The organism is Propioniciclava sp. LT432, assembly GCF_059515965.1.
This window is the reverse complement of sequence record NZ_JCAKNE010000015.1, coordinates 1-25179: the sequence shown is the minus strand read 5'-3', so window position 1 is coordinate 25179 and position 25179 is coordinate 1. Positions and strand designations below refer to the sequence as shown.

General features: G+C 68.5%; 23 protein-coding genes, 2 tRNA genes and 1 pseudogene. 21 read left to right on the top strand and 5 right to left on the bottom strand.

Annotated features, from left to right (window positions below; translation table 11 throughout):
- Window positions 1-4 precede the first annotated feature (4 nt).
- The 4 genes from AC5YDV_RS09695 to AC5YDV_RS09680 are packed head-to-tail and all read left to right on the top strand — an operon-like array spanning window position 5 to window position 3714.
- Window positions 5-325, top strand: coding sequence for a 2Fe-2S iron-sulfur cluster-binding protein (locus AC5YDV_RS09695; protein ID WP_496183325.1), 321 nt, complete (start codon window positions 5-7; stop codon window positions 323-325).
- Between the two features lie 2 nt (window positions 326-327).
- The gene (locus AC5YDV_RS09690) at window positions 328-1590 is read left to right on the top strand and encodes an NAD(P)/FAD-dependent oxidoreductase (protein WP_496183324.1); all 1263 of its coding nucleotides are present in this window, start codon (window positions 328-330) and stop codon (window positions 1588-1590) included.
- A 1-nt stretch (window position 1591) separates the two neighbouring features.
- The gene (locus AC5YDV_RS09685; RefSeq protein WP_496183323.1) at window positions 1592-2257 is read left to right on the top strand and encodes an HD domain-containing protein; all 666 of its coding nucleotides are present in this window, start codon (window positions 1592-1594) and stop codon (window positions 2255-2257) included.
- A complete protein-coding gene (locus AC5YDV_RS09680) occupies window positions 2254-3714 on the top strand; it encodes an aldehyde dehydrogenase family protein (RefSeq protein WP_496183322.1) in 1461 nt (486 codons plus the stop codon). The genes AC5YDV_RS09685 and AC5YDV_RS09680 overlap by 4 nt, the downstream gene beginning before the upstream one ends.
- A 79-nt stretch (window positions 3715-3793) precedes the next feature.
- Here AC5YDV_RS09680 and AC5YDV_RS09675 read toward each other — a convergent pair whose 3' ends face one another.
- Window positions 3794-4423, bottom strand: a complete 630-nt coding sequence (locus tag AC5YDV_RS09675) for a transglycosylase family protein (RefSeq protein WP_496183321.1) — start codon at window positions 4421-4423, stop codon at window positions 3794-3796.
- Window positions 4424-4653: 230 nt separating this feature from the next.
- On the opposite strand from AC5YDV_RS09675, the gene AC5YDV_RS09670 reads away from it, so the two are divergent.
- Window positions 4654-5277, top strand: coding sequence for a DedA family protein (locus AC5YDV_RS09670; RefSeq protein ID WP_496183320.1), 624 nt, complete (start codon window positions 4654-4656; stop codon window positions 5275-5277).
- Window positions 5278-5385: 108 nt separating this feature from the next.
- On the opposite strand, the gene AC5YDV_RS09665 is transcribed toward AC5YDV_RS09670, so the two are convergent.
- Both AC5YDV_RS09665 and AC5YDV_RS09660 read right to left on the bottom strand, forming a co-directional pair.
- Window positions 5386-6378: a hypothetical protein gene (locus tag AC5YDV_RS09665; RefSeq protein ID WP_496183319.1), complete on the bottom strand. Its 993-nt coding sequence runs from the start codon at window positions 6376-6378 to the stop codon at window positions 5386-5388.
- A gap of 223 nt (window positions 6379-6601) precedes the next feature.
- Entirely contained in the window at window positions 6602-7669 is a 1068-nt protein-coding gene (locus AC5YDV_RS09660; protein ID WP_496183406.1) for a 3-isopropylmalate dehydrogenase, read from the bottom strand.
- Between the two features lie 79 nt (window positions 7670-7748).
- On the opposite strand from AC5YDV_RS09660, the gene AC5YDV_RS09655 reads away from it, so the two are divergent.
- Genes AC5YDV_RS09655 through AC5YDV_RS09645 form a run of 3 tightly spaced genes read left to right on the top strand, consistent with a single transcriptional unit; the run spans window position 7749 to window position 10436 of the window.
- Window positions 7749-8834 carry a branched-chain amino acid aminotransferase gene (locus tag AC5YDV_RS09655; protein WP_496183318.1) on the top strand — a complete coding sequence of 362 codons (1086 nt, stop codon included), beginning with the start codon at window positions 7749-7751 and terminating at the stop codon, window positions 8832-8834.
- A gap of 8 nt (window positions 8835-8842) precedes the next feature.
- A complete protein-coding gene (locus tag AC5YDV_RS09650; protein WP_496183317.1) occupies window positions 8843-9415 on the top strand; it encodes a hypothetical protein in 573 nt (190 codons plus the stop codon).
- Window position 9416: 1 nt separating this feature from the next.
- Window positions 9417-10436, top strand: coding sequence for an N-acetylmuramoyl-L-alanine amidase (locus AC5YDV_RS09645; RefSeq protein WP_496183316.1), 1020 nt, complete (start codon window positions 9417-9419; stop codon window positions 10434-10436).
- On the opposite strand, the gene AC5YDV_RS09640 is transcribed toward AC5YDV_RS09645, so the two are convergent.
- A complete protein-coding gene (locus AC5YDV_RS09640) occupies window positions 10347-11432 on the bottom strand; it encodes a hypothetical protein (protein WP_496183315.1) in 1086 nt (361 codons plus the stop codon). The two genes, AC5YDV_RS09645 and AC5YDV_RS09640, sit on opposite strands and share 90 nt — an antisense overlap.
- Before the next feature lie 209 nt (window positions 11433-11641).
- On the opposite strand from AC5YDV_RS09640, the gene cimA reads away from it, so the two are divergent.
- The 13 genes from cimA to AC5YDV_RS09575 all read left to right on the top strand — a co-directional run bounded on the left by cimA (window position 11642) and on the right by AC5YDV_RS09575 (window position 24208).
- Window positions 11642-13222 carry a citramalate synthase gene (gene cimA, locus AC5YDV_RS09635; RefSeq protein ID WP_496183314.1) on the top strand — a complete coding sequence of 527 codons (1581 nt, stop codon included), beginning with the start codon at window positions 11642-11644 and terminating at the stop codon, window positions 13220-13222.
- Between the two features lie 29 nt (window positions 13223-13251).
- Window positions 13252-13911, top strand: coding sequence for a DUF1707 SHOCT-like domain-containing protein (locus tag AC5YDV_RS09630; RefSeq protein ID WP_496183313.1), 660 nt, complete (start codon window positions 13252-13254; stop codon window positions 13909-13911).
- Window positions 13912-13935: 24 nt separating this feature from the next.
- Entirely contained in the window at window positions 13936-14748 is an 813-nt protein-coding gene (locus AC5YDV_RS09625; protein ID WP_496183312.1) for a fumarylacetoacetate hydrolase family protein, read from the top strand.
- Window positions 14745-15719 carry a CPBP family intramembrane glutamic endopeptidase gene (locus AC5YDV_RS09620; protein WP_496183311.1) on the top strand — a complete coding sequence of 325 codons (975 nt, stop codon included), beginning with the start codon at window positions 14745-14747 and terminating at the stop codon, window positions 15717-15719. Before AC5YDV_RS09625 ends, AC5YDV_RS09620 begins: the two co-directional genes overlap by 4 nt.
- A 100-nt stretch (window positions 15720-15819) precedes the next feature.
- Window positions 15820-15891, top strand: a tRNA-Gln gene (locus AC5YDV_RS09615).
- A gap of 71 nt (window positions 15892-15962) precedes the next feature.
- Window positions 15963-16035: transfer RNA gene (locus AC5YDV_RS09610), tRNA-Glu, on the top strand.
- 258 nt (window positions 16036-16293) lie between these two features.
- On the top strand, window positions 16294-18069 hold the full coding sequence (locus AC5YDV_RS09605) for a polysaccharide biosynthesis protein (protein WP_496183310.1): 1776 nt from the start codon (window positions 16294-16296) through the stop codon (window positions 18067-18069).
- Complete coding sequence (locus AC5YDV_RS09600) at window positions 18066-19235, top strand: DegT/DnrJ/EryC1/StrS family aminotransferase (protein ID WP_496183309.1); 1170 nt, start codon at window positions 18066-18068, stop codon at window positions 19233-19235. Before AC5YDV_RS09605 ends, AC5YDV_RS09600 begins: the two co-directional genes overlap by 4 nt.
- Window positions 19228-19833 carry a sugar transferase gene (locus AC5YDV_RS09595; protein WP_496183308.1) on the top strand — a complete coding sequence of 202 codons (606 nt, stop codon included), beginning with the start codon at window positions 19228-19230 and terminating at the stop codon, window positions 19831-19833. Before AC5YDV_RS09600 ends, AC5YDV_RS09595 begins: the two co-directional genes overlap by 8 nt.
- Entirely contained in the window at window positions 19830-20474 is a 645-nt protein-coding gene (locus AC5YDV_RS09590; RefSeq protein WP_496183307.1) for a NeuD/PglB/VioB family sugar acetyltransferase, read from the top strand. Before AC5YDV_RS09595 ends, AC5YDV_RS09590 begins: the two co-directional genes overlap by 4 nt.
- Window positions 20475-20493: 19 nt before the next feature.
- Window positions 20494-21774 (top strand): Vi polysaccharide biosynthesis UDP-N-acetylglucosamine C-6 dehydrogenase TviB, encoded by a 1281-nt coding sequence (gene tviB, locus AC5YDV_RS09585; protein ID WP_496183306.1) that lies wholly within the window; start codon window positions 20494-20496, stop codon window positions 21772-21774.
- Between the two features lie 38 nt (window positions 21775-21812).
- Window positions 21813-22886: an NAD-dependent epimerase/dehydratase family protein gene (locus AC5YDV_RS09580; protein ID WP_496183305.1), complete on the top strand. Its 1074-nt coding sequence runs from the start codon at window positions 21813-21815 to the stop codon at window positions 22884-22886.
- Entirely contained in the window at window positions 22883-24208 is a 1326-nt protein-coding gene (locus AC5YDV_RS09575; protein ID WP_496183304.1) for a methyltransferase domain-containing protein, read from the top strand. Before AC5YDV_RS09580 ends, AC5YDV_RS09575 begins: the two co-directional genes overlap by 4 nt.
- Before the next feature lie 10 nt (window positions 24209-24218).
- Here the strand turns inward: AC5YDV_RS09575 and AC5YDV_RS09570 are convergent.
- Window positions 24219-25058: pseudogene (locus AC5YDV_RS09570) on the bottom strand (IS3 family transposase); the annotation flags it as partial.
- Between the last annotated feature and the right edge of the window lie 121 nt (window positions 25059-25179).

Below are 25179 nucleotides of genomic sequence, written 5' to 3'. Positions count from 1 at the left end.
ACTCATGTCAACCATCACCTACACCGACGCCGCAGGCACCAGCCGCACGATCGAGGCAGCAGTGGGCGACTCCGTGATGGAGACCGCCGTGCGCAACGGCGTCCCGGGCATCGTGGCCGAGTGCGGTGGATCGCTGTCGTGCGCCACCTGCCACGTGTTCGTGGACGAGGCCGAACTCGACTCGCTTCCCCCCATGGAGGAGATGGAGGACGAGATGCTCTACGGCACCTCCGTGGATCGCCAGGACAACTCCCGCCTGTCCTGCCAGATCAAGGTCACCGAGGGCATGGACCTGCACGTCACCACCCCCGAGACGCAGGTCTGAGCATGGCCGAGGAGCACGGGCTGCTGATCATCGGGGCGTCGCAGGCGGGCGTCCAGCTCGCGGTGTCGCTGCGGGCGCTGGGGTACGAGGGTGCGATCACCCTGCTGGGTGAGGAGAACCACCGCCCGTACCAGCGTCCCGCCCTGTCGAAGGACTACCTGCAGGACAAGGTGAGCAAGGAGACGCTCATCTTCCGCACCAAGGAGTACTGGGACGAGCACCGCATCACCGTGGTGCCCAACGAGCGGATCCTGCGGATCGAGAAGAACGGCGACGGCTCCGGCGTCGCCCACTCGATGTCGGGACGGTCGTTCCCCTTCGACCGGCTCGCCCTCGCCGTCGGCGCCCGTGCCCGCCGCCTGCTCGTGGAGGGGGCCGACCTGCCCGGCGTCCTCTACCTGCGCAACGCCGACGACGCCCTGGAGTTGAAGGCGCGCGTCCCGGACGTCCAGAAGGTGGTCGTCCTCGGGGGCGGGTTCATCGGCCTCGAGGCCGCGCTCAGCCTGCAGTCCATGGGCAAGGACGTGACCGTCCTGGAGGCCGGGCCGCGCCTGGTCGGCCGGGCGGTGGGGGAGCAGACCTCCGACCACCTCCTCCGCCACCACCGGGCCGCCGGCCTGGACGTGCGGTTGGGCACCAAGCTGTCCCGCATCCTCGGTCAGGGCGACCGCGTGAGCGGCGTCGTCCTCGACGACGGTTCGACCCTGGCGGCCGACCTCGTCCTGGTCGGCATCGGCGTCATCCCGAACACCGAGCTGGCCGAGCGGATCGGCCTGGCGTGCGACAACGGCATCCGCGTCGACGAGCACTCGCTGGCCTCGGACGGCCACACCATCGCCCTGGGCGATGTGGCCAACCTGCCCAACCCCGTCCCCGGTGCCCCCGAAGGGGACCGCATCCGGTTCGAGAGCGTCAACAACGCCGTCGAGCAGGCCAAGGTGGCGGCCTACTCGGTCACCGGGCGGGCGGAGGAGTACGAGCTCATCCCCTGGTTCTGGTCGAACCAGGGCGATCTCAAGCTCCAGATCGCCGGGCTGTCCCATGGCGCGGACGCCACCGTCGTCCGTCGGGATGAGGCGAAGGGGCGCTTCACCGTCCTGTACTACCGCGCCGGCCGGCTCATCGCGGCCGACTGCATCAACGCCCCGCTCGACTTCATGGCCGTGAAGTCGGCGCTCACCCAGAGGGCCACCATCCCCGCCGACGCGGCCGCGGACCCCTCCGTGGCCCTGAAATCCCTGATCACGTCCGTCGAGGAGGACTGACATGCGCACCCCGCTGCCGCCCACACCCGTCAAGGCGACCGGGCCCATCGACACCAGCCCGATCGTGGTCGACACGATCCCCGACGACCTCACGCCCATCTGGCGTGCGGTCAACCACCTGGTGCGGGCCCGTAACAACGACATCCACCTGCCCATCTCGATGGCGTTCGCCGACCGGCTGTGCGTCGCCCACCCCGAGGCGGACGCGCTGGTCGTCCGGGTCGCGGTGCTGCTGCACGACATCGGCTGGGCGCTGGTCGACGAGGACCGGATCATGTCCGAAGGCTTCAGTGGGGACTGGCGCAAGGCCGAGATCCGCTTCGAGCACGAGCGCCAGGCGTGCAACGTGGCCCGGGAGATCTTGCCCGGCTTGGGCTACGACGACGAGTTCATCGAGGACGTGTGCGCCATCATCGACGGACACGACACCCGGCCAGAGGCGCTCTCCCTGGAGGACGCCCTCATGCGGGACGCCGACCGCCTGTGGCGCTTCGACCACGCCGGCATCGCCCTGGCGCACACCTGGTTCAAGCTCACCCCGTCGGCCTACATGGATCGGCTGGAGAGTGAGATCATCCCCGAACTGCTCACCGAGGCGGGGATCGCGATGGGGACGGCCCACCTCGAGCGCTCACAGCGGCTGCTGCTCTCCGAGGTGTTGGCGTGACCGCCGACGCCGCGCTCCGGTGGACGCGGGAGAGCGACCACTTCATCGACGGGGCCTGGGTGCCCAGCGTGGGGACCGACCTGCTCACCGTGGTCGATCCCGCCACGGAGGAGGCGTGGGGGACCGCGCCCAACGGCGTCCGTGCCGACGTCGACGCGGCCGTCGCCGCCGCCCGCCGCGCGTTCGACGAGGGGCCCTGGCCGCGGATGCGCCCGGGCGAGCGCGCCGAGGTGCTGCGTCGGATGGCAGACGAGATCGAGGCCCGCGCCGAGGGGCTCGCCGCGACCGTGACGCGCGAGAACGGCCAGCCGGTCAGTGAGTCGGCGGGAGGCGCCGCGAACGCGGCGTCGATCCTCCGTTACTTCGCCACACTGGCCCCCCTGCTCGAGGACGAGGACGTCCGACCAGCCCCGGCCGGCGGTTTCGAGTCGGTCGTCCGGCGCGATCCCATCGGCGTGTGCGGCCTCATCGCGCCGTGGAACTTCCCGATCAACCTCGTCGTGATCAAGCTCGCCCCCGCCCTGATGGCGGGCTGCACGGTCGTCATCAAGCCGGCGCAGACGACGCCGCTCTCGATCCGGTACATCGTCGAGGCTGCTGTCGCCGCGGGGGTTCCCGCCGGCGCGGTCAACCTCGTCAGCGGCGACGGCGTGACCGGGGACGCCCTCGTCCGGCACCCGGACGTCGACAAGATCGCGTTCACCGGGTCGACCCCGGTGGGACGCAAGATCGCGGCGGCCTGTGGGGAGTTGCTGCGGCCGGTGACGCTCGAACTGGGTGGCAAGTCGTCCGCGATCGTGCTGCCGGACGCCGACCTGGATGCGATGAGCAAGGTGCTGGTGCGGTCGTGCCTGCGCAACAGCGGGCAGACCTGCTACATCTCCACCCGCATCCTGGCCCCAGCCGAGCGCTACGACGAGGTCGTGGACATGGTCGCCCGCACGATCGAGGCGAGCCCGATGGGTGACCCGAACGACCCGGCGACCGTCTTCGGTCCGGTCGCCTCGGAGGCCCAGTTCGGAATCGTGAACGGGTTCATCGAGTCGGCGCGGGAGGAGGGGGCGACGGTCGCCACCGGCGGCGGGACGCGGTCGCCCGGGTTCTTCATCGAGCCGACTGTCCTGTCGAACGTCACCCCGGACATGCGCGTGGCCCGCGAGGAGATCTTCGGTCCCGTGATCACGATCCTCCGCTACACCGACGAGGACGAGGCGGTCGCGTTGGCCAACAACACGCCGTTCGGCCTCGGTGGGATCGTGTTCTCGTCCGACCCGGGGCGCGCCCAGCGGGTCGCCGAGCGCATCGACTCCGGTTCGGTCGGCATCAACTTCTTCGCCTCCAACCATGCGGCGCCCTTCGGGGGACGCCACGACTCGGGGATGGGCGTGGAGTACGGACCCGAGGGCTTGGCGGCCTACCTCACGTACAAGTCGATCCACCGGCGTCCGGTGGGGTGACCCCTCACCGACCGGCGCAGAAGGCAGGAGGCCCTCCACCGAACGAATCGGCGGGGGCCTCCTGTCGGTCCGGGTCGGCTCAGTAGTTGAGCGTCTGGCCCACGAAGATCAGGTCAGGGTTGCTGATCTCGCTCTGGTTGTTCTGCCACAGGGTCTGCCAGCCTCCCTTGATGCCGAGGTCGCGTGCGATCTCGCTCAGGGTGTCGCCGGGCTTGACCACGTAGCGCTTGCCGGTGGTCTCGACGGCCTTGACGGTCGTTGCGCGCTTGGGCTCGACCTTCTTCGTCGACGCCTTCTTGGGAGCCTCGGCCTTCTTGGTCTCAGCCTTCGCGGGCGCAGGGGCCGAGTAGCCGGTGGCGCCGCCGTTGGCCCGGGTCAGCCCGGCCTTCTTGGAGCAGGTGGGCCAGGCGCCGGGGCCCTGGGCCGCGAGCGTGCGCTGCGCGACCGTGATCTGCTCGGCCTTGGTGGCCTGGTTGGCCTGCGGTGCGTACTGCGTTCCGCCAAAGGCGCGCCACGTCGAGGAGTTGAACTGCAGGCCGCCGTAGTAGCCGTTGCCCGTGTTGATGGACCAGTTGCCCCCGGACTCGCACTGCGCGACGGCGTCCCAGACCGAAGCCGCGTGCGCGGGCTGGGCGAAGGCGATGGAGCCGCCCACGGCGACGGCCGTCGACGCGGCGATGGCGAGCATCCGGTTGGGGTTGTGCTTCATGTTCTTCCTTTCAGGGGGACGCCCGGACATGGGGTCCGGACGGCCTCTACAGGCTAAGTAACTCCTGAGAAAACACCAAGGGGTAGCCGAGAGATTTCTCAGAAAAGCTCATCATGGCTTGTCCGGGCCCGGAGGAGCGTGGTCGATGGGCCTCGTCCTCCGGGAGGGATATGGGGGCTCTGGCATGCTGGCCGTCATGGAACTCCGCCGTCGGAAGAGCGCGTGACCGCATGGAGTTCTACGACCTCATCCAGAACGCCATCCTCGACCACGCGGGGGAGTGGTGGACCTACCTCGCCACCGGTCTGCTGACCTGGGTGGACGGGTTCTTCCCACCTCTGCCGAGCGAGTCAATCGTCATCGCCATGGCTGCGCTGTCGAGCACGCACGGCGGCCCCGTGCAGCTCTGGCTCCTCGCCCTGGTGGCGTTGGCTGGTGCGTGGGCGGGCGACAACACGGCCTACTGGATCGGGCGCCACATCCCACTGGAGAAGATCTTCCGGGGGGAGCGGGGCGGACGGCTCCTGGTTCGTGCGCACGACCTCATCCATCACAGGGGACCGGAGGTCCTCCTGTCGGGGCGCTTCATCCCCGGATATCGCATCGCCATCAACATGGTGGCGGGCTACGTGCGCCTGCCCTACAAGCGCTTCATGATCATCGATGCGTTCGCGACGCTGCTGTGGGCTTCCTTCGCGGTGGGGATCGGCCTCGCCTCGGGGTCGTTCTTCCGTGATCGTCCGCTGCTCGGCATCATCGTCGGCGTCATCCTGGGCCTGCTGGTCGGCTGGGCGATCGAGCGCATCGGCGCGTGGCGCGAGTGGCGCAGGCTGCGCCGCACGATCGACCAGTGATGCATTTCCGGGTGGAAACACCCTGAGGATTCTTGGGGCTCTTCCACCCGGAAATGTCATCGGGCGGGACGGGTCGCTGAGGCAAAGCCAGAGCAACAGCCATCGAACTCAGGCAGGAGGCCCGTCGGCGGTAGCGGGCGTGGAGCTCCTCGTTCGCATGCGGACGCCGTGAGGGCCGCGTGCGCGGTGGGCGGCCAACACCGCTGCGAGCCGGTCCAGGAAGCCAGGGAGATCCGTCTCCAGCGTTTCCGGAGTGACTTGGACCACGACGACGCCGTGGGCCAAGTACTCACTGTCCCGTCGCACGGAGATGTCCCACCGGTCCTGTCCATTCTCGTCCATTCCCGTGTGGAACTCGCGGGAGTGGACTTGGACGATGACGCCGGCGTCGGCGAAGTAGCCGTCCGGCGTACCGATGAAGCGACCCTCGGCGTCCTCGAGGCGAATATTGGCGTGCATGGGAGGGAACCGTGGATCCGCGGCGACTGCCCGGATCAAGGTCTCCTCGGGGGGAGACCAGGCGCCCGAGCGGAAGGCGATCATCCCGTCCTGGATGGGACCGGTGTTGGCGTCCCCGCACGCACCGATCTGTGCAGTCAGCCTGTCGATGGTGGTGAGCCTGCGTTGCAGGACCGTCATCGTCAGGGATTGCAGTCTGGTGGGTGACACCTCGCGGCGCTGCGCCGCATCGATGAGGGCCCGGTCCGCGGGGGCGACGCGAATCCCCTCCTTGAGGAGGCCGCGAGGCATCGAGCGTGTGCGCTCCGACAGCATCCCAAGCGCGTTGCGACGTGCTCGGTGCTGCGGTGGTACCAGGAATCGGGGTTGTAGAACGGGATCCAGGCGGGGGTCCACGCCGTGGGCGATCAGGGCATGGCCGCCGGTGAGAATGGCGTGGGGTCCGGCCCACAGGGCGCCGGCCATCAGCAGTTGGGAGGTGCTCAATGGCCCGGTGGCAGAGCGGTACACGGCTCTGACCACGCGCTGACCTTTGAGTGCGAGTTGGGTGAGGTCCCACTCGGAGGCGCCCGCCTGCAAGAGTTGCTTGGTGCTGGCCAGTCCCATCTGGCCCGGGATGTCGGGGAACATGAATGTCGGCATGCCAAGGCAATGGGCGCAGGCACCCGAAGTTCGTCACCCAGTTCTACAGACTGTGGATAGCTGCCTCTGCGGACGGGTCGTGTCCACAGGTTAGAAACGGCTTGGATCGTCCATGCTCAGCCCCCGGTGACATTTCCGGGTGGAGTAACCCCGAGGATCCTTGGGGTTACTCCACCCGGAAATGCAGACGGCGCAGCCCGCCGACCACCCAGCCGTCAGGAGCTCAGAGCAGCGCCGCGATGGCGTCGCCCACCTCGGTGGTCGAGCGACGATCCGCGCCTCGCGAGGCGACGTCGGCGTCCACCGCGGCTTCGATGCGGGCGGCGTCGTCCCGGCGCCCCAGGTGGTCGAGCAGCAGGGCCATCGACGAGATGGTCGCGGTCGGGTCGGCGACGCCCTGGCCGGCGATGTCGGGCGCGGAGCCGTGGACCGGCTCGAACATCGACGGGAAGGCGCCGGTCGGGTTGATGTTGGCCGACGCGGCGAGCCCGATGCCGCCGGTCACGGCCGCGGCGAGGTCGGTGATGATGTCGCCGAAGAGGTTGTCGGTGACGATCACGTCGAACTGCTGCGGGTCGACGACCATCTTGATCGTGGTGGCGTCGATGTGGAGGTAGTCGGTGGTGACCTCGGGGTACTCCTCGCCGACGGTGTTGAAGATGCGGTTCCACAGCCCGCCGGCGTTGACGAGCACGTTGTGCTTGTGGACCAGCGTCAGCTTCTTGCGGCGGCGCATCGCGCGCTCGTAGGCATCCCGGACGACCCGCTCGACGCCGTGGGCGGTGTTCACCGAGACCTCGTTCGCGACCTCGTGGGGGGTCCCGGTCTGCATCGAACCGCCCACGCCGCAGTACAGGCCCTCGGTGCCCTCGCGGACGACGACGAAGTCGATCGGGCCGCGCGCGACCACGGCGTCCGACAGCGGGGTGGTGACGCCCGGGTACAGCTTGGACGGACGCAGGTTGACGTAGTGGTCGAACGCGAAGCGAAGCTTGAGCAGCAGGCCGCGCTCGAGCAGGCCGGACGGGATGGCCTTCGAGCCCGGGGCGGCACCCACGGCCCCCAACACGATGGCGTCGACGCCCTTGAGCTCCTCCAGCACGGAATCCGGAAGAACCTCGCCCGTGCGCTGCCAGCGCTCGGCGCCCAGGTCGTAGTGGACGTAGGAGAAGGCCGAGGAGCCCACCGTGGCGTCCAGGACCTTCAGGCCCTCGGCCACCACCTCGGGGCCGATGCCGTCGCCACCGATGACCGCGATGGTGGGAGTCTTCTGCTCTGCGGAGTCGCTCATGGCCACACAGTAGAGCGGGGAGCCGACCGGCCCGTCGACACGCTCAGGGAACGGGATGGCGAGGCGGTAGGGTTCCAGCATGCCCATTTCCTTCGACATCCAGCGCAATGAGGCCGCCCGGACCGACTCCGAGGTGGCGGAGATCCTCAGGGCTCCCGGGTTCGGCGTGTACTTCACCGACCACATGGTGACCATCACCTGGACGAAGGGCCGGGGCTGGCACAGCGCGACGGTGAAGCCGTACGGTCCGCTGAGCCTGGACCCCTCCGCCGCGGTGCTGCACTACGGCCAGGAGATCTTCGAGGGCATGAAGGCCTACCGCCACGAGGACGGCTCGATCCACCTGTTCCGCCCGGACCAGAACGCGGCGCGCTTCAACCTCAGCGCCGCGCGCCTGATGCTGCCGAGCCTCCCCGAGGAGGAATTCGTCGAGGCCGTCCGCCAGCTCGTCACCATCGACGCCCGGTACGTGCCACAGGGCGCGGGTGAGCACAGCCTCTACATCCGTCCGTTCATGATCGCCTCCGAGGCGTTCCTCGGCGTCCGGGCCGCCGAGGAGGTGACGTTCATCGTCATCGCGTCACCGGTCGGGCCGTACTTCACCCAGGGCGTCAGGGGCGTCGACATCTGGGTCACGGACGAATGGGCCCGCGCGGGCGAGGGAGGAACCGGCGCCGCGAAGTGCGGCGGCAACTACGCGGCGTCCCTCATTGCACAGTACGAGGGTTACGAGCATGGCTGCACCCAGGTCATGTTCATCGAGGCCGTGGGCAAGGACCGCGTCGAGGAACTGGGCGGCATGAACGTCTTCCTGGTGTCCAAGGACAACGAACTGGTCACGCCGGCCCTGTCCGGCACGATCCTGGACGGCATCACCCGCAAGTCCATCCTGAAGGTCGGTGCCCAGCAGGGGCTCACACCAGTCGAGCGGCGCATCAGCGCCCAGGAGGTGTTCGACGGCCTCGCGGACGGCACCTTCGTCGAGGCGTTCTGCTGCGGCACGGCGGCCGTCATCAGCCCGATCTCCGGGTTCAAGTCCAAGAAGGGCGAGTGGCGTCCGCAGGGCCAGTCCTTCGAGAAGACCGTCCAGATCCGCAACGGCGTGCTCGACATCCAGTACGGTCGCGCCGAGGACACCTTCGGGTGGCTCGACAAGGTCGTGTGAGGAGTCCGATGAGCTACAACGCGCCACCACCCGTCACCCGCGGCAGCCTGCCGCTGGGGATCGTCCTGGGCGTGGTCGTGGGCGCCATCGCCGTCATGTTCGTCTGGTTCGCCGTCGTCGACGATCCCGACCGTGGGACGCCCGCCCAGCCGGCGACGCCCCCCGCCACGACGGCAGGGCCGCGGACCACCGAGCCGGCAACGTCGGCGTCTGCGTCGCCGTCCGCCAGCCCGGCCGCCAGCGCGTCAGCAACCCCGACCCCCTCGGCCACCCCCACCGCCACGCCGGCGACGAACCCGAATGTGGTGACCGAACTGCCGGTCGGCAGTTGGGTGACCGTCCTTGCTTCCTTGCCGAAGGGCTCCGTCACAGCCGAGCAGGCGCTCGACCGGGCGGCCCGCGAGAGCCGGAACAACCACACCGCGGTCGTTCTCGACACCGATGCGTTCGAGGGCCTGAACCCCGGCTACTGGGCAGTCGTCATTCCCGGAGTCGACAGTCGGGCGGCCTCCAACCAGGTCTGCAATGACCTGGGAGTCCCCGTGAGCGACGACTGCTATCCGCGGGAGATCAAGGGCTGACGTGGCCCTGTCCCGCAGGTCCCTCGTGGCGGCCACCGTGCTCGCGCCGGTGGCAGGCCTCGCAGCGACCCGCACGGCTCCCGCCCTCGCGGCGCCGGGCCGCCCCTTCATTCGTCCCCGTTCGGACTGGGCTGGCTCGCTGGGGCCCAAGGGGCCGCTCGAGGACGAGGACGACGTCCGGTTCCTGCTCATCCACCACAGCCTCACGCCGAACACCGACACGGCCGAGGGCATCCCCGAGCGGCTGCGGTCGATGTTCCAGTTCCACACGTCGGAGCAGCGTGGGTGGGCCGATGTCGCCTACAACTTCTTCGTCGACCCGTTCGGGACCATCTGGGAGGGGCGGGCCGGCAGCATCGACCGGCCGGTCAGGGGAGACGCGACGGGCGGCTCGCAGGGCCACGCCCTGCTGTGCTGCTTCGTGGGTGACTTCACGGCCCAGCCACCGACCCCCGACGCCATGGCCGCCATGACCCAGTTGCTCGCCTGGCTCGCGGTTCGTCACGGTCTGACCCTCACCGCACCCGTGCCGTTCGTGTCGAGAGGCTCCTCGCGGTGGCCCCAGGGGGTCGAGGTGACCACCGAGCAGGTGGCCGCGCATCGGGACATGTCCAACACCGAGTGTCCGGGCGACGCCCTGTACCCCTTGGTCAGCGCCCAGCTGTTGCCGGGCGCCAGGGCCCTCGTTGCTGGCGAGCCGACGCCGGTTCCGTCCGTGACGGGGATGACTCCCCAGGCGGGATCCACCGCACCGACGGCGCGGCCAGAGCGATCCGTCGCACCGACGTCCGACCCGACCGCCGGTGCCGCGCCCTCGCCTGGTGGACGAGCCGCGGTGCCGGACGACGTCCTGCGCATCCTGGGCGGGGGAGCGCTCGCGGTCGGCCTGGGCGGCGTGCTCGCCGCCACGCTCGGACGCCGCGGGCGAGACTCAGCCGCCGAGCAGGAGCGCGATGATGACGGCCCCGCCGATGGCGAGGGTGGCGAAGAGTCCCAGGAGGAACCCCACGAGCGTCCGTGAGGTGGTGGACGGTTGCGCGTAAACGGGAGCCGCCGTCGCGCCCGTGGGAGCATCGGGCCAGGCCTGCGTCGCGGGCGGAGTCGGCCTCGGCGTGGCCGGGGCAGGTGCCGCCGGGGCAGCCGCTGCCGGGGCTGGTGTCGGCAGGACCTGGGTCGGGGCGGACGCCCACGGCTGGGCCGGCTGCTCGTCACGGTAGAGGTCGAACGGAACCGGCGCGGGTGACTCCTGGCGTGGCTCCGGTGCTCCGACGGGAAGGCGGGTGGGGCTGACGTCGTCGGCCGGGCTCATCGCGTGGATCAGCGTGGCGTCCGGGTCGCTCTCCAAGGGTGTCGTCGGCGCCAGCTGATTCAGCTCCGCATCGGTGAGGGCGAAACGGGCCTGGGGCGTGAGCGGTGCCCCCTCGGGGGTCGGGGTTGGCTCGAGGGCCGGTTCGGCGGGAGCCGCGGGCATCACCATGGTCTCGTCGTTGGACCCGGGCCCCGGCTCGGCATCGGGGAAGCGGACGACCGGGGCGGGCTCGGGGTCCGGTTCCGGGACGAACTCGGTGGGCCTTTGGCCGGGGCGCGCCCCGAAGAAGTCGATGAGGGTGCTGCGCAGCACCGGGTCCTGGGTCGGGGGAACGAGGAAGGCGACCTGCTCGCTCGAGCCCACCACGTCGAAGCGCGTCCACTGCTCGTCCGCGAGGACCAGCGGCGAGAACATGGCCGTGGCACCCTTGCGAGGGAGGACGACGGAGTGGTCGAGGCCCTTGGCGTCGCGCCAGAGGACGCCGACCTGCCGATCCTGCAGGACGAGTGCCCCGTAGTCGATGCGCTGCCCGGCGAGGCCCACGGGGATGACGAAGTGGATCGCCTGGTCGTCCGCGATGACGCGCTGGAAGCGGGTGGCTCCGCCGGCGAGCACCTGACGGGACAGCCGGGCGAAGCGGTCGTCGAACGGCGCCAGGTCCAAGGCGGCGACGGCCGCGCGGCTGATGCGGTCAGCTAGGTCAGGCATCGGATCCCCCTCAGGCAGCTACCCCGTCAGCATAGCGACGCACGGCGTCCCTGACGGGGCCTGTGCGCCGTGTACGACAACGCGAACAGCCTCCGGTGGCGGTGGGCCCCCGCGGCGAGTCTCGCCCGGCGAGACCTCGTGTGCCGGCCCCGCGATCGCGGCGATACTCGCGACTACCCACCCAGTTCTTCGACTGCAAAGGCCCGCCCATGACGACGAACCCCGGCGCCCCCGATGTCCTTCACCTGTACGACACCACGCTGCGCGACGGTGCGCAGCAGGAGGGGCTGCGCCTGACGGTGCAGGACAAGCTGCGCATCGCGCGGCTCCTGGACGAGCTGGGCGTGGGCTTCATCGAGGGTGGATGGCCGGGCGCGAACCCGAATGACACGGCGTTCTTCGCGGCGGCGGCGTCCGGCCAGCTGCAACTGCAGAACGCCAAGCTGACGGCCTTCGGCTCGACCCGCCGCGTGGGGGGCAAGGCGGCGGACGACCCCCTGACCCGGGCGCTCCTCGACGCCCAGACGGAGTACATCTGCCTCGTGGCGAAGAGCCACGACGAGCACGTGCACCGCGCGCTGAAGACCGACCTGGCCGAGAACCTGGCCATGATCACCGACACCGTGACGTTCCTCGTCAACGAGGGCCGGCGCGTGTTCCTCGACTGCGAGCACTTCTTCGACGGCTATCGCGCCAACCCCTCCTACGCACTCGAGGTCGTCAAGACCGCGGCCGACGCCGGAGCCGAGGTCGTCGTCCTGTGCGACACGAACGGTGGAATGCTGCCCGCGTGGATGGGGGAGGTCGTCTCGGCCGCGGGCGCCGTCGGTGTCGACCTGGGCATCCACTGCCACAACGACACCGGCTGCGCGGTGGCCAACACGCTGGCCGCGGTGGACGCGGGGGCGATGCACGTCCAGGGCACCATGAACGGGCACGGCGAGCGCACGGGCAACGCCGACCTGATCACCGTCGCGGCCAACCTGCAGCTCAAGTACGGGTGGTCGGTCATGCCGCCGGAGAACCTGGCGCGGGCGACGTCCGTCAGCCAGGCGGTCGCCGCCATCACCCACGTGCCGCCGAACGCACGCCAGCCCTACGTCGGCCAGTCGGCGTTCGCGCACAAGGCCGGGCTCCACGCGTCCGCGATCAAGGTGGACGCCAACCTCTACCAGCACACCGACCCCAGGCTGGTGGGCAACGACATGCGCATGCTCGTCTCGGACATGGCCGGTCGCGCCAACATCCAGATGAAGGGGGACGAGCTGGGCTTCGACCTTTCCGACCGGGACTTGGCCGCCAAGATCACCGAGGTCGTCAAGGAGCGCGAGATGGCCGGCTACTCGTACGAGTCGGCGGACGCCTCCTTCGAGCTGTTGGTCCGGGACGAGACCGGCCAGTTGGACAAGCAGTTCGAGGTGCTCAAGTGGCGCGCCCTCACGTCCGACGAGGTGACCGACGAGGGTGACTCCGAGGCGACGGTGAAGGTCCGCGTGGACGGTGAGACCGTCTCCCGCGTCGGCGAGGGCTTCGGCCCCCTGAACGCCCTCGACAAGGCGCTGCGCAGTGCGCTGACGCCCAGCCACCCGCAGGTGGATACGTTCGAGCTCGTCGACTACCGCGTCCGGATCCTGGAGTCGGCGCACGGTACGGACGCCATCACGCGCGTCCTGATCGACACCAGCGACGGCCAGCGTCAGTGGACGACCGTGGGTGTGGGGACGAACGTGGTGGAGGCATCGTGGGAGGCCCTGCACGACGCCTACCAGTGGGGCCTGATCGCCCGGTGAGCGGTTCGGCTGCTGGGTAGGGTGGCGCCATGACGGAGCAGGACTCGATCCGTATCGGCCATGCCGAGCGCGACAAGGCCGTCGAGACCCTGCGTGAGGCAGCGGGTGACGGACGCCTCACGTTGGCGGAGCTGGACGAGCGCATCAGCGGTGCCCTCGCGGCCAAGACGCGCGGGGACCTCGTTCCACTGCTGGCCGACCTCGTGGGGCCGGAACGTCTGCACCTGACCCTGAATTCCGTCCCGGTGGGCTTCGCGCCGGTTTCCGAACCGGGCGAGACATGGCAGAACCCGCTCGTCCTGACCGCCCGCTGGGAGGACATCGTCCGCGCGGGGCCCTGGCTCGTGCCGCCGTTCCTGGAGTTGAACCCGGTGGCGTCCAACGTGAAGCTCAACTTCGTGGATGCCCGGGTCAGCCACGACGTCATCGACATCCATCTGATCGGCGGGGCCGGTGACGTCGTGCTGGTCCTCCCGGAGGGGTGGGGGGCGGACGTGGAGCACATCACGAAGGGCCTGGGTGGGCTCCGGAGCACGGTGCCCCAGCGGCCCACCGGGCGGTTCCCGCTCGTGGTCGTGCGCGGGCGGATCACCCTGGGTGGCCTCAAGGTGCGGTACCCCAACGGGTTCGACACGTGGCAGCGCAACCGCCGGCTCGCGAAGGGTGGCGGGATCGTCGCCAAGAACTGACGCGGCGGTCGGTAACCTCATCCCATGCGCATCGCCCGATTCGTCCATGACGACACCATCGCCTACGGAACCGTCGAACTCGCCGAGGACCACGGCGGACACCCCGACTCCATTCAGGTGCTGAACGGGGACCCGTTGGTGACGGCCGTCCAGTACACCGGCGAGCGACTGTCGCTGGGTGACGTGCGCCTCGTCGCGCCGGTCATCCCGCGCAGCAAGATCGTGGCGATCGGCCGGAACTACGCCGCCCACGCGGCCGAGTTCGGCAACGAGGTTCCGGCCGAGCCGATGACGTTCCTGAAGCCGAACACGTCCGTGATCGGTTCGGGTGAGCCCATCATCTATCCGAGGCAGACCCAAGCGGTCGACCACGAGGGCGAGTTGGCCATCGTCATCGGTCGCATCTGCAAGGACGTGCCGGTGGACCGCGTCCCTGAGGTCATCTTCGGCTACGCCGCAGCCAACGACGTGAGCGCCCGCGACCTGCAGAAGAAGGACGGTCAGTGGGGTCGGGCCAAGGGCTTCGACACCTTCTGCCCGCTCGGTCCGTGGATCGTCACGCACCTGAGCCTCGAGGAGGCGTCCGACCTCGCGTTGCGCGTCACGGTCACCCGTGATGGCGAGACCGTCGAGCGGCAGAACTCGACCACGGCCAACCTCGTCCACGGCATCGCGGAGCTGGTGTCGTTCGTGTCGTCCTTCACCACGCTGCTGCCCGGCGACGTCATCCTGACCGGCACCCCCGAGGGCGTGGGGCGCATCGAGCCCGGCGACGTGGTCAACGTCGAGATCGAGGGCATCGGGACCCTCAGCAACCCGGTCGTCGCCGCGGAATGATCGCCCTGAGGGGGTTGGCCAACCTCGCGACCGAGCCGGTTCCGGCGGGCATCGACTACCCGCACGTGCTGCGGACGCCCAAGGCGTCGCCCGCAGTGTCCCTGATGGGCGTCCTGCTGGGCGTCCTCAGCTTCATGGTGGCCACTCCGGTGGTGTCCCAGGGTCTTGCCCTGCTCTACTGGTTGGCCGTCGGACGCCCCGGTGAATTCACCGACACCTATCGGATGCTCGTCGCGTACGAGGTCCCCTTCGGGCTCGCGGTGGGGCACCTCGGGCTGGCCATGTTGATCCCGATCTCCTTCGGGCTCGTGTTGTTCGTGCACCGCGTGCGTCCGGGCCACCTCTCGTCCGTGCTGGGCCGCATCCGCTGGCGCTGGTTCTGGATCACCTTGGCCGTCGGGTTCGTGTCCCTGTGGCTCGTGCTGCTGGTGCAGGGTATGGCGTCCCCCGGCGGACCGAACTGGGCCCTCACGCCGCAGGCCGGCGCGTTGTGGTTCATCCTCGTGATGCTCGTCACCACGCCCCTGCAGGCGGCGGCCGAGGAGTACTTCTTCCGCGGTTACCTGATGCAGTCGCTCGGGTCGCTGGTGTCGTCGCCCTGGTTCGGGATCGTCATCTCGGCGGCGGTCTTCACCGTGTTCCACGCCTCGACCAACGCCGCCATCGTGGCGGACCGGTTCGCCTTCGGGGTGCTGGCCGGCTGGCTCGTCGTCCGGACCGGGGGCCTTGAGGCGGCCATCGCCGCTCACGTCGCCAACAACGTGAGCGCCTTCGGTCTGGCGGCCCTGACCAGTTCGATGGCGGAGGTCAAGGCGATCACCGAGGTCACGTGGGCGGCCGCAGCCTGGGACGTCGGCCGCTTCGCGTTCTTCACCCTGATCGTGTGGCTGCTGGCTCGTGGATACCGTCCGGAGACCACCACCCCGACGCTCGACACGGCCCGGAAGCGGCACCGGGGACGCTCAGTTTGAGCCGGACGCCCGCCTCGGGTAAGGTGTTCTCTCGCTGGCCTTCGGGCCAGCGTTTCCACGGAGGAGGCTGGGGCCAACCAGCCGAGACCCGAGGAGCCATAGGGGTATGGGGTAATTGGCAGCCCGCCGGATTCTGGTTCCGTTAGTCTAGGTTCGAGTCCTAGTACCCCTGCTGGAAGGCAATTTTCCAGTGGGCACCACCCTCTGGTAATGTTTTCCGAGGCGCTGAAAGGCGCCAGTGCTGGCCCCGTTGTGTAGCGGCCTAGCACGCCGCCCTCTCAAGGCGGTAGCGCGGGTTCGAATCCCGTCGGGGCTACGAAAACCCCCTCCGGCACCACCCGGAGGGGGTTTTTCCATGCCCGGAACCCGTCGGTTGGAGGGGAGGGAACGCGTCCCCCCGGGGACGTTCTCCCCTCCTGGAACAGCCTGATTGGGACAAGGCAACACAGTCTGACAAGTGGTGATGCCGGCCGTCCGTGTTCTACAACGTCGTTTTGCTCAGCGTGAGTTGGGCCTTATCCTGAGGGGGATCTTCTTAGAGCAGAGATGATCGCCGGCCAGAGGGGAACACCGCGTGTTGTTCAAGATCGCTGTGCGCAGGACGGGTGTGGTCGCTTGGGACCTCGCCATGTGGCTCGTTGCTCTGGCGCTGCTCGTCCTGCTCCGCTTCGACCTCTCCCTGTCTCCCGAGCGGTGGGTCCAGAACCTGCAGTACGTCGCCGTTGCCATGGTTTGCCAAGCCACCTTCGGTCTCCTGGCCCACCTGTACCTCGGGCGCTCCCGGCTCGGCAGCTACGGCGAGGTGAGCCTGCTCGGGGTCGTCGTCGTGGCGGCGGCGCTCGTGGCAGGTGCCGCGGCCTTCCTGCTCAACCACGACTTTTCGCGAGCGGTTGCCGTGACCGTCCCCGCGATCGCCCTGATCGGCATGGTGACGGGTCGGGTCCTGTTCCGGGCCTTCTACAGCGACGACCTGCGCAGGGCCAAGGGCCAGGCCACCCGTGCGCTGATCTATGGGGCAGGTGAAGCCGGGTCGCAGGTCGCCAAGCTGGTGGACACCGCCGAGGAGCCGCCCTATTCGATCATCGGCTACCTGGATGACGATCCGGGGAAGCGCTTCCTGCGGGTTCGCAGCTACCGCGTGCTGGGCAAGGGAGACCGGCTGGAGCGCATCGCGTCCGACACCGAGGCCGAGTCAGTGATCCTGGCCGTGACCTCCGCGTCGCCGCAGTTCTTGGCCGACCTCGATGCTCGATGCAAGGCCCTCGGGTTGAAGCTGGTCGTCGTGCCCCCCGTGCGCGAGATGATCGACGGGCGTGTCGAACTGGACAAGCTTCGTCAGTTCAACGTGGCGGATCTCCTGGGCCGGCGACAGATCCACACCGACCTGTCCGAGATCAGCGGTTACGTGTCCGGCAAGGTCGTCCTCGTCACGGGCGCGGGTGGTTCCATCGGCTCCGAACTCGCTCGCCAACTCAAGAACATGGGGCCGGCCAAGCTGCTGCTGCTCGACCGCGACGAATCCGCCCTGCACGCCGTCCAGTTGTCCATCTACGGACAGGGACTGCTGGACTCCGACGACATGGTGCTGTGCGACATCCGCGACGCGGAGGCCCTGTTGAAGGTCTTCCGTCGGCACCGCCCCCAAGTCGTGTTCCACGCCGCGGCGCTGAAGCACCTCCCAATGCTGGAGCAATACCCCGACGAGGGGTGGAAGACGAACGTGCTGGGTACGCTCAACGTCCTCAACGCCGCCCATGTCGTGGATGTCGAGCGCTTCGTCAACATCTCGACCGACAAGGCCGCGGACGCCACGGCCGTGCTGGGTCAGACCAAGCGGATCGCGGAGCGACTCACGGCCCACTTCGCGGAGGAGACGGGGCGTCCGTACCTGTCGGTGCGCTTCGGGAACGTCTTGGGGTCGCGAGGCTCGGTCCTCGATGCCTTCCGTGCCCAGATCGCGCGCGGTGGACCCCTGACCGTCACGCACCCCGATGTGACGCGGTACTTCATGACGATCCCGGAGGCGTGTGAGCTCGTTCTCCAGGCCGGCGCGATCGGCCAACCGGGCGACGCGCTTGTGTTGGACATGGGGGAGCCTGTCAAGATTCTCGACGTGGCGAAGCGACTCCTCGACGAGGCCGATCGGGGCGACATCGAGATCGTCTTCACCGGACTTCGCCACGGCGAGAAGCTCCACGAGGTCCTCTTCAGCCAAGGGGAGGAGCACGCCGCATCCGGCCACCCCCTCATCTCGCAGGTGTCCGTCCCGGCGATCTCCCCCGGCGAGATCCTGGCGGCGGACTGCTGGGGCGAACTCGAGATCGTCCACCAGCCGAGGCGAGCGCTTTGAGTCGACCAGCCCGCATCTACCTGTCGTCCCCCGACGTCGGGCAGGCCGAGGAGGACGCCCTCGTGCGGGCTTTCCGCTCGAATTGGATCGCCCCCCTGGGGCCTGAGGTCGACGCCTTCGAGGCTGAACTGGCGGCCCGGTGTGGGCGCGCGCACGCCGTGGCGTTGTCGTCCGGCACGGCGGCCCTTCACCTGGGCCTGCTCGTGCTCGGGGTGCGGCCCGGTGACGTCGTCGTCACAGCCACGATGACCTTCGCCGCCACGGCGAATGCCATCACCTATACCGGCGCCGAGCCGGTGTTCGTCGACTGCGACGAGTCCGGCAACATGGATCCCGACTTGTTGGCCCAGGCGTTGGACGCGCTGGCGTCCGAGGGGCGACGTCTGGGTGCCGTGGTGCCGGTGGACCTGCTGGGCAAGGTGGCCGACCATCCCCGCATCGCGGCGGTGGCGGACGCCCACGGCGTCCCGGTGCTGTCGGACGCCGCCGAGTCGTTGGGTGCGATGCGCGACGGACGACCCTCGGCGTCCCACGGCGTCGCGGCGGCCGTGTCGTTCAACGGCAACAAGATCATGACGACCTCGGGTGGGGGAGCCCTCCTGACCGACGATGCGGCGTTCGCGGCTCGCGTGCGCCACCTCGCCACCCAGGCGCGGCAGACCGTGGTGCATTACGAGCACACCGAGATCGGCTACAACTACCGGCTGTCGAACCTGCTGGCGGCACTCGGACGAGCTCAGCTCGCGCGCCTCGACGCCATGATGGAGCGTCGCCGCGCCCTACGCGACCATTACAGGATGCTGTTCGCCGGCGTCCCGGGCGTCACCTTGTTCGGGGAGCCCTCGGAAGGGGACAACCACTGGCTCTCCTCGATCCTCGTCGACCCGAACGCAGCCGGCTTCTCGGCGGAGGATATGCGCCTGGCGCTGGCCGAGGCCGACATCGAGGCCCGCCCCCTGTGGAAGCCCATGCACCTCCAGCCGGTGTTCGCCGGAGCACGGACGTTCGTCAACGGCACCAGCCAACGGCTCTTCGAGACGGGCCTGTCCCTTCCGAGCGGATCGGTGCTGACGGACGCGGAGATGGGCCGGATCGATGCGGCCCTGGCTCCCTTCCTCAGCCGGTCGGTCGAGCCCGTCGAGCCCGGTGTGGGGCTCCATGCGTAGGCCGTACGACCGCCTCAAGCGCGTGCTGGACCTCGTGGGGGGATCGGTCGGGCTCGTCGCCTCGTTGCCCCTTCAGGCCGTGCTGGCGGGCGTGGTGCTGGCCGTCCACGGTCGTCCCGTGCTGTTCAGGCAACCGCGCCCGGGCAAGGACGGCCGGGTGTTCGAGTTGGTGAAGTTCCGCACCATGCTGCTGCCCGACGACGAGCGGGTGTCGGACGCCGACCGCCTGACCCCGCTGGGGGAGTTCCTGCGGGCGACGAGCCTCGACGAGCTCCCGACCCTGTGGAATGTGGTGAAGGGCGACATGTCCCTCGTCGGGCCGCGGCCGTTGCTGGTGCAGTACCTCGAGCGTTACACCGCCGAGCAGGCACGCCGGCACGAGGTTCGCCCGGGCGTGACGGGCCTGGCTCAGGTGCGCGGTCGCAACGGCCTCGACTGGGACGACAAGCTCTCCCTGGATGTCGAGTACGTCGACCACCGGTCCTTCGCCCTCGACCTGCGGATCCTCTGGGAGACTGTCGCCGTGGTGTTGCTGCGGCGGGGGATCAGCGCCGAAGGTCACGTGACGATGGCCGAGTTCCAAGGGCCGGCCCGATGACCGAGCCGGTGGTCGTGGTCGGCGCGTCCGGGTTCGGGCGCGAGTGCCTCGACGTGCTGGACGCCATGGTCGCCGCCGGCGCCGACCTGACCGTGCTGGGCGTGGTGGACGACGGGATCTCGGAGCTCAATCGCGAGCGGCTCGCGGCGCGGGATGTGGCCTTCTTGGGTACGCGTGCCGAGTGGTTGGCCACCGAGCCCGGTTCCGTTGCCTACGTGATGGGGATCGGCAGCCCCGGCGTCCGGCGCCGCCTGGTCGCAGAGATGGACGCCGCAGGACTGCGCGCGTTCACCGCGATCCACCCGTCGGCGACCTTCGGTGCCCAGGTGGTGCTGGACGAGGGCGTCGTGGTGTGCGCGGGGGCTGCTGTCTCGAACAACGTGCGGCTCGGACGCCACGTGCACGTGAACCCGAACGCGACGATCGGGCACGACGCCGATCTGCGGGACTTCGTCTCGATCAACCCGGCCGCGGTGATCTCCGGCGAGGTGGTCGTCGGGGCCGAAACTTTGGTGGGTGCTGCCGCGACGGTGCTGCAGAACCTGACGTTGGGGGAGCGCGTCGTGGTGGGAGCGGGCGCCGTGGTGACGAAGGACGTGCCCGAGGCCGTCGTCGTGGTGGGCGTGCCGGGGCGTTGGTGAAGCGAGGATGAGGGGAACGATGCAGCAGGTGGACGACGTCCGGATCGCCGTGGTGGGGCTCGGGTATGTGGGGCTGCCGCTGGCGGCCGAGTTCGCGAAGCAGTTCCCCGTGGTGGGGTTCGACATCAAGGGCTCGCGCGTCGCTGAGTTGCAGGGCGGTCACGACCGCACCTTGGAGGTGTCGGACGCCGAGCTTGCCGAGGCCGCGCACCTCACGTTCACCGCCGACCCGCAGGACATCGCGGACTGCACGGTCTTCATCGTGACCACCCCCACCCCGGTGAACGAGCACAAGCAGCCGGACCTCTCCCCGGTGCTGTCGGCCACCGACACGATCGCGAAGGTGCTCAAGCCCGGCGACGTGGTGATCTACGAGTCGACCGTCTACCCGGGCGCCACCGAGGAGGAGTGTGTGCCGGTGCTCGAACGCGTCTCCGGCCTGCGCTTCAACCAGGACTTCTTCGTCGGCTACAGCCCCGAGCGGATCAACCCGGGCGACAAGGAGCACCGCGTCAACTCGATCGTGAAGGTGACCTCGGGGTCGACGCCCGAGGTGGCTGCGTTCGTCGACGCGCTGTACCGCCGCATCATCACCGCCGGCACGCACCTGGCGCCGTCGATCAGGGTCGCCGAGGCGGCGAAGGTGATCGAGAACACCCAGCGCGACGTGAACATCGCGCTGATCAACGAGCTCGCAATCCTGTTCAACCGGCTGGGCATCGACACCGAGGACGTCTTGGTCGCCGCTGGCACGAAGTGGAACTTCCTGCCGTTCCGGCCCGGTCTGGTGGGGGGACACTGCATCGGCGTGGACCCGTACTACCTGACCCACAAGGCGCAGCAGGTGGGCTACCACCCGGAGATCATCTTGGCCGGGCGCCGGTTGAATGACTCGATGGGCGCCTACGTCGCGTCGCAGTTGGTGAAGCGGATGACGAAGGAGGGGATCCCGGTCAAGGGTGCGCGTGTGTTGATCCTGGGCCTGACGTTCAAGGAGAACACTCCGGACCTGCGGAACACCCGCGTGGTGGACATCATCGTGGAGCTGGAGGAGTACGGCATCACGGTGGACGTCCACGACCCGTGGGCGGACCCGGATGAGGCACGGGTGCACTACGGCATCGAGTTGGTCGCAGAGCCGGACGCCGGCGCCTACGACGGTGTCGTGCTGGCTGTGGCGCATCGGCAGTTCAAGGCGATGGACGCCGCGGCCGTACGGCGGTTCGGTCGAGACGCGGGCCACGTGTCGTACGACGTGAAGAACGTACTGGCCCGGTCAGCCGAAGGCATGAGGCTCTGATGACAGAACGCCGGACCCGCGCCACGAAGGAGAAGCCGATGACCGACGGAGCTGCGGGGATGCCGGGACAAGATGTCGCAGCGGCCATCGCGGGTCCGGCGTTGGCTGACGATCTCATTCTGGTCACCGGATGCGCCGGCTTCATCGGGTATCACGTCAGCAGAGAACTGCTGTCACGAGGACACCACGTGGTCGGGGTCGACAACCTCAACGCGTATTACGACGTCGAGCTGAAGCTGGCCCGGCTGCAGAGGCTCACCGAGCTGCCGGCGTTCCGCTTCGTGCAGGGCGATCTCGCGGACGAAGCGCTGTTGCCGAGGATCTGGGCCGAGTTCCGCCCCTCCCGAGTGATTCACCTGGCCGCCCAAGCGGGCGTTCGCTACTCGCTGGAGAACCCGCGAAGTTACATCCAATCCAACGTCGTCGGTTTCTTCAACGTTCTCGAGGCCTGCCGAGCCAACCCGGTGACGCACCTGCTCTATGCCTCGTCCAGTTCGGTGTACGGGGCCAACACAAAGACCCCCTTCGAGGAGTCAGATCGGGTGGACCAGCCCGTGTCGCTTTACGCGGCAACCAAGAGGGCCGACGAACTCTTGGCGCAGACGTACAGTCATCTCTTCGGGCTTCGTGCCACCGGCATGCGCTTCTTCACCGTCTACGGCCCGTTCGGGCGCCCCGACATGGCCTACTTCAGCTTCGTGGACAAGTACTTCGCCGGCGAGCCCATCCACGTCTACAACAACGGTCAGACTGAGAACGACCTCTCGAGGGACTTCACCTATGTCGACGATGTGGTTGAAGCGATTCTCAAATTGGTGGATCATCTCCCCTCCGAGGCTGCTCCTCACACGGTCTACAACATCGGAAACAGCAGGCCGCACCCGTTGATGGGCTTCATCGCCACCTTGGAGGAATGCCTCGGTGAGTCGCTTGGGGCCCCCGTTGAGTTCGAGAAGGTTTTCGAGCCGCTGAAACCCGGCGACGTCACCGCGACGTACGCGTCAACCACCCAACTGCAGGATGCCATCGGGTTCGAGCCCTCGACACCGTTGCGCGAGGGATTGCGGCGGTTCACAGACTGGTACGTCGGGTTCTATGGAGGTGGACAGTGATTCTGATAGGGATCTGCTTTTCGGGCGACGGGGACAGGTACCGCAGCGTCGTTCTACCCTCCTTGGAGACCGCTTTGAAGCCCTCCGACGTGATCGACGCTCGGTCAGGAACATCCGGGATCGCCACCATCTACAACAAAATCCTGAACAGAGCGCGAGGTCTTCCCGACGTGGAGGCCGTCGTGTTGATGCATGACGACGTCCAAGTCATCGACCCGAACTTTCGCGCCAAGGTTCTGGCAGCCGTTCAACTGCGCAGTGCAGGCGTCGTGGGTGTCATCGGGGGCTCCGGGCTTCGATCGGCCGAGTGGTGGGAGGCCAGATCGCTCCACGGCCTAGTTTATGAGAGCCGTGGGCTCGTCGCGTTCGGGTCGCGTCGTGCGGACGTGGACGTCGTGGACGGCCTCATGTTGATTCTCTCGCCTGCCGCAGTGGAAAGGCTGGACTTCGACCCACTCGCTTGTGGCGGCTTTCACGGCTATGACGTGGACGTTTGTCTGGCGGCGAGGGAGGCAGGGCTGCGGGTCTTGGTCGAGCCGATAGAGGTTCTTCACAGGACCAAGGGTGGCTACGGGGACGTGGTTGACTTCGAAGCGACGCAGCAGAAGTTGGTCGCCAAGTGGCACAGGTGGATCAAGCCGAGCCCTAGCGCACCACGTCCGCGCAGGTTGAACGTGGGCCGAACGCTCCTCAGTCGAGCGAAGCGAGTTGCTCGGCGGCTGGCTCGGTCCCGTACTGTGCGACCTGAGGCCATGGACGCGGCAGGACCCGCGCCGCAACTGACCGCGGCCATTCCCACTGTGGTGCCCCCAGGAACGGCCTGCGCCTGCTGCGGAAGCGACTTGGGCAGCGGCACACCGTCCACGGCCCCTGCTGTCTTGAGTTGTCTGGAGTGCGGGACGGTGACGGTGTGGCCGCCCCCCGGTCGCGATGTCACCGGAGACGGACTCTGGGAGGAGCGGTATCAGGGCTCGCGACTCGCACGACGTGCCACGTGGCTGAAGGAAGCCCAAACTCGGCTGGAGTGGATGCAACTGTATGCGCCGCACGGTGAAGTGCTCGAAGTGGGGGCGGGAACGGGCGAGTTCTGCAAGGTGTCCGAAGACGCTGGCTACCTCGCCATCGGCGTGGAGCCCAGCGAGTGGGCGGCCTCCCACGCGAGGGAACTCGAAGTGGACGTGCGACCGACTGATCTATCTGAGTTCCTGAAGATGAATCCCGACCACCGCTTCGACGCTGTGGCTATGTGGCACGTGTTGGAACACGTACCGGACCCGATTGAGTTGATCCGGCAAGCGGGCAGCGCTCTGAAGCCTGGCTGAGCCGCCCCCTTCATTCGGTCCGGACGTTCTGTGAGTCGTCGGTTTCCATTTGATGGGTGCACTGCCGAGCGTACTCGGCTGGGGTTAGGTAGCCGAGCGAGGAGTGCCGGCGGTGGTGGTTGTACTCGTCCTTCCAGTCGCCGATGATGACCTGTGCGTGCAGCAGCGAGTAGAAGCTGTTGATGTTGAGGCACTCGTCGCGGATCCGGCTGTTGAACGACTCGACGTACCCGTTGCGCCACGGCGAGCCCGGAGGGATGTAGGACAGGCCGGTGCGGGTGCCGGCCCAGTCGGCCATCGCCTCGCTGATGAACTCCGGCCCGTTGTCCGACCTGAGCACCGCCGGGGCGCCCCGGGCGGCGACGAGGTCCTCGAGGTGGGCGGTGAGCCGGTCCGCGGTGATCGATCGTTCGGTGAGTCCGCCGATGCACTCCCGGGTGTGCTCGTCGACGATCGAGCAGATCTTGATCGGTCTGCCCTGCTCGTCGGCGTCGAACTGGAAGTCCACCGCCCACACCACGTTCGGCGCGTCCGCCGTCGGCGTGTCGATGGTCGAAGATCCGACGCGCTTGCCTCGACGCCGCTGCGGGACCCGGAGCCCCTCGTCACGCCACAGGCGTTGGACCTTCTTGTGGTTCACCACCCAGCCCTCGGCGCGGGCGTCGTGATACGCCCGCCGATACCCGTAGCGGGGATGGTCCTTCGCCCAGGCGCGCAGCCACTCCCTGAGCGCCCGATCCGGGTCCGTGACCGTGTCGCCCTTGAGCGGTCGCCGGTACGCGGAACGGCTCAGCCCGACCAGACGGCACGCCATCCGTTCGCTCACCCGCAACTTGCGCTTGAGTGCATATTGCGCTCGGTGAGGGCCGGTGTTCCGTTGTGGGGTGAGCCAGTGGTCCGGTGGGCGGTGAGCCACGGCGACGGGGCGCGGTGGACCGTGGCGGCGCTCGGGTTTTCGTGTGGGACGTTCG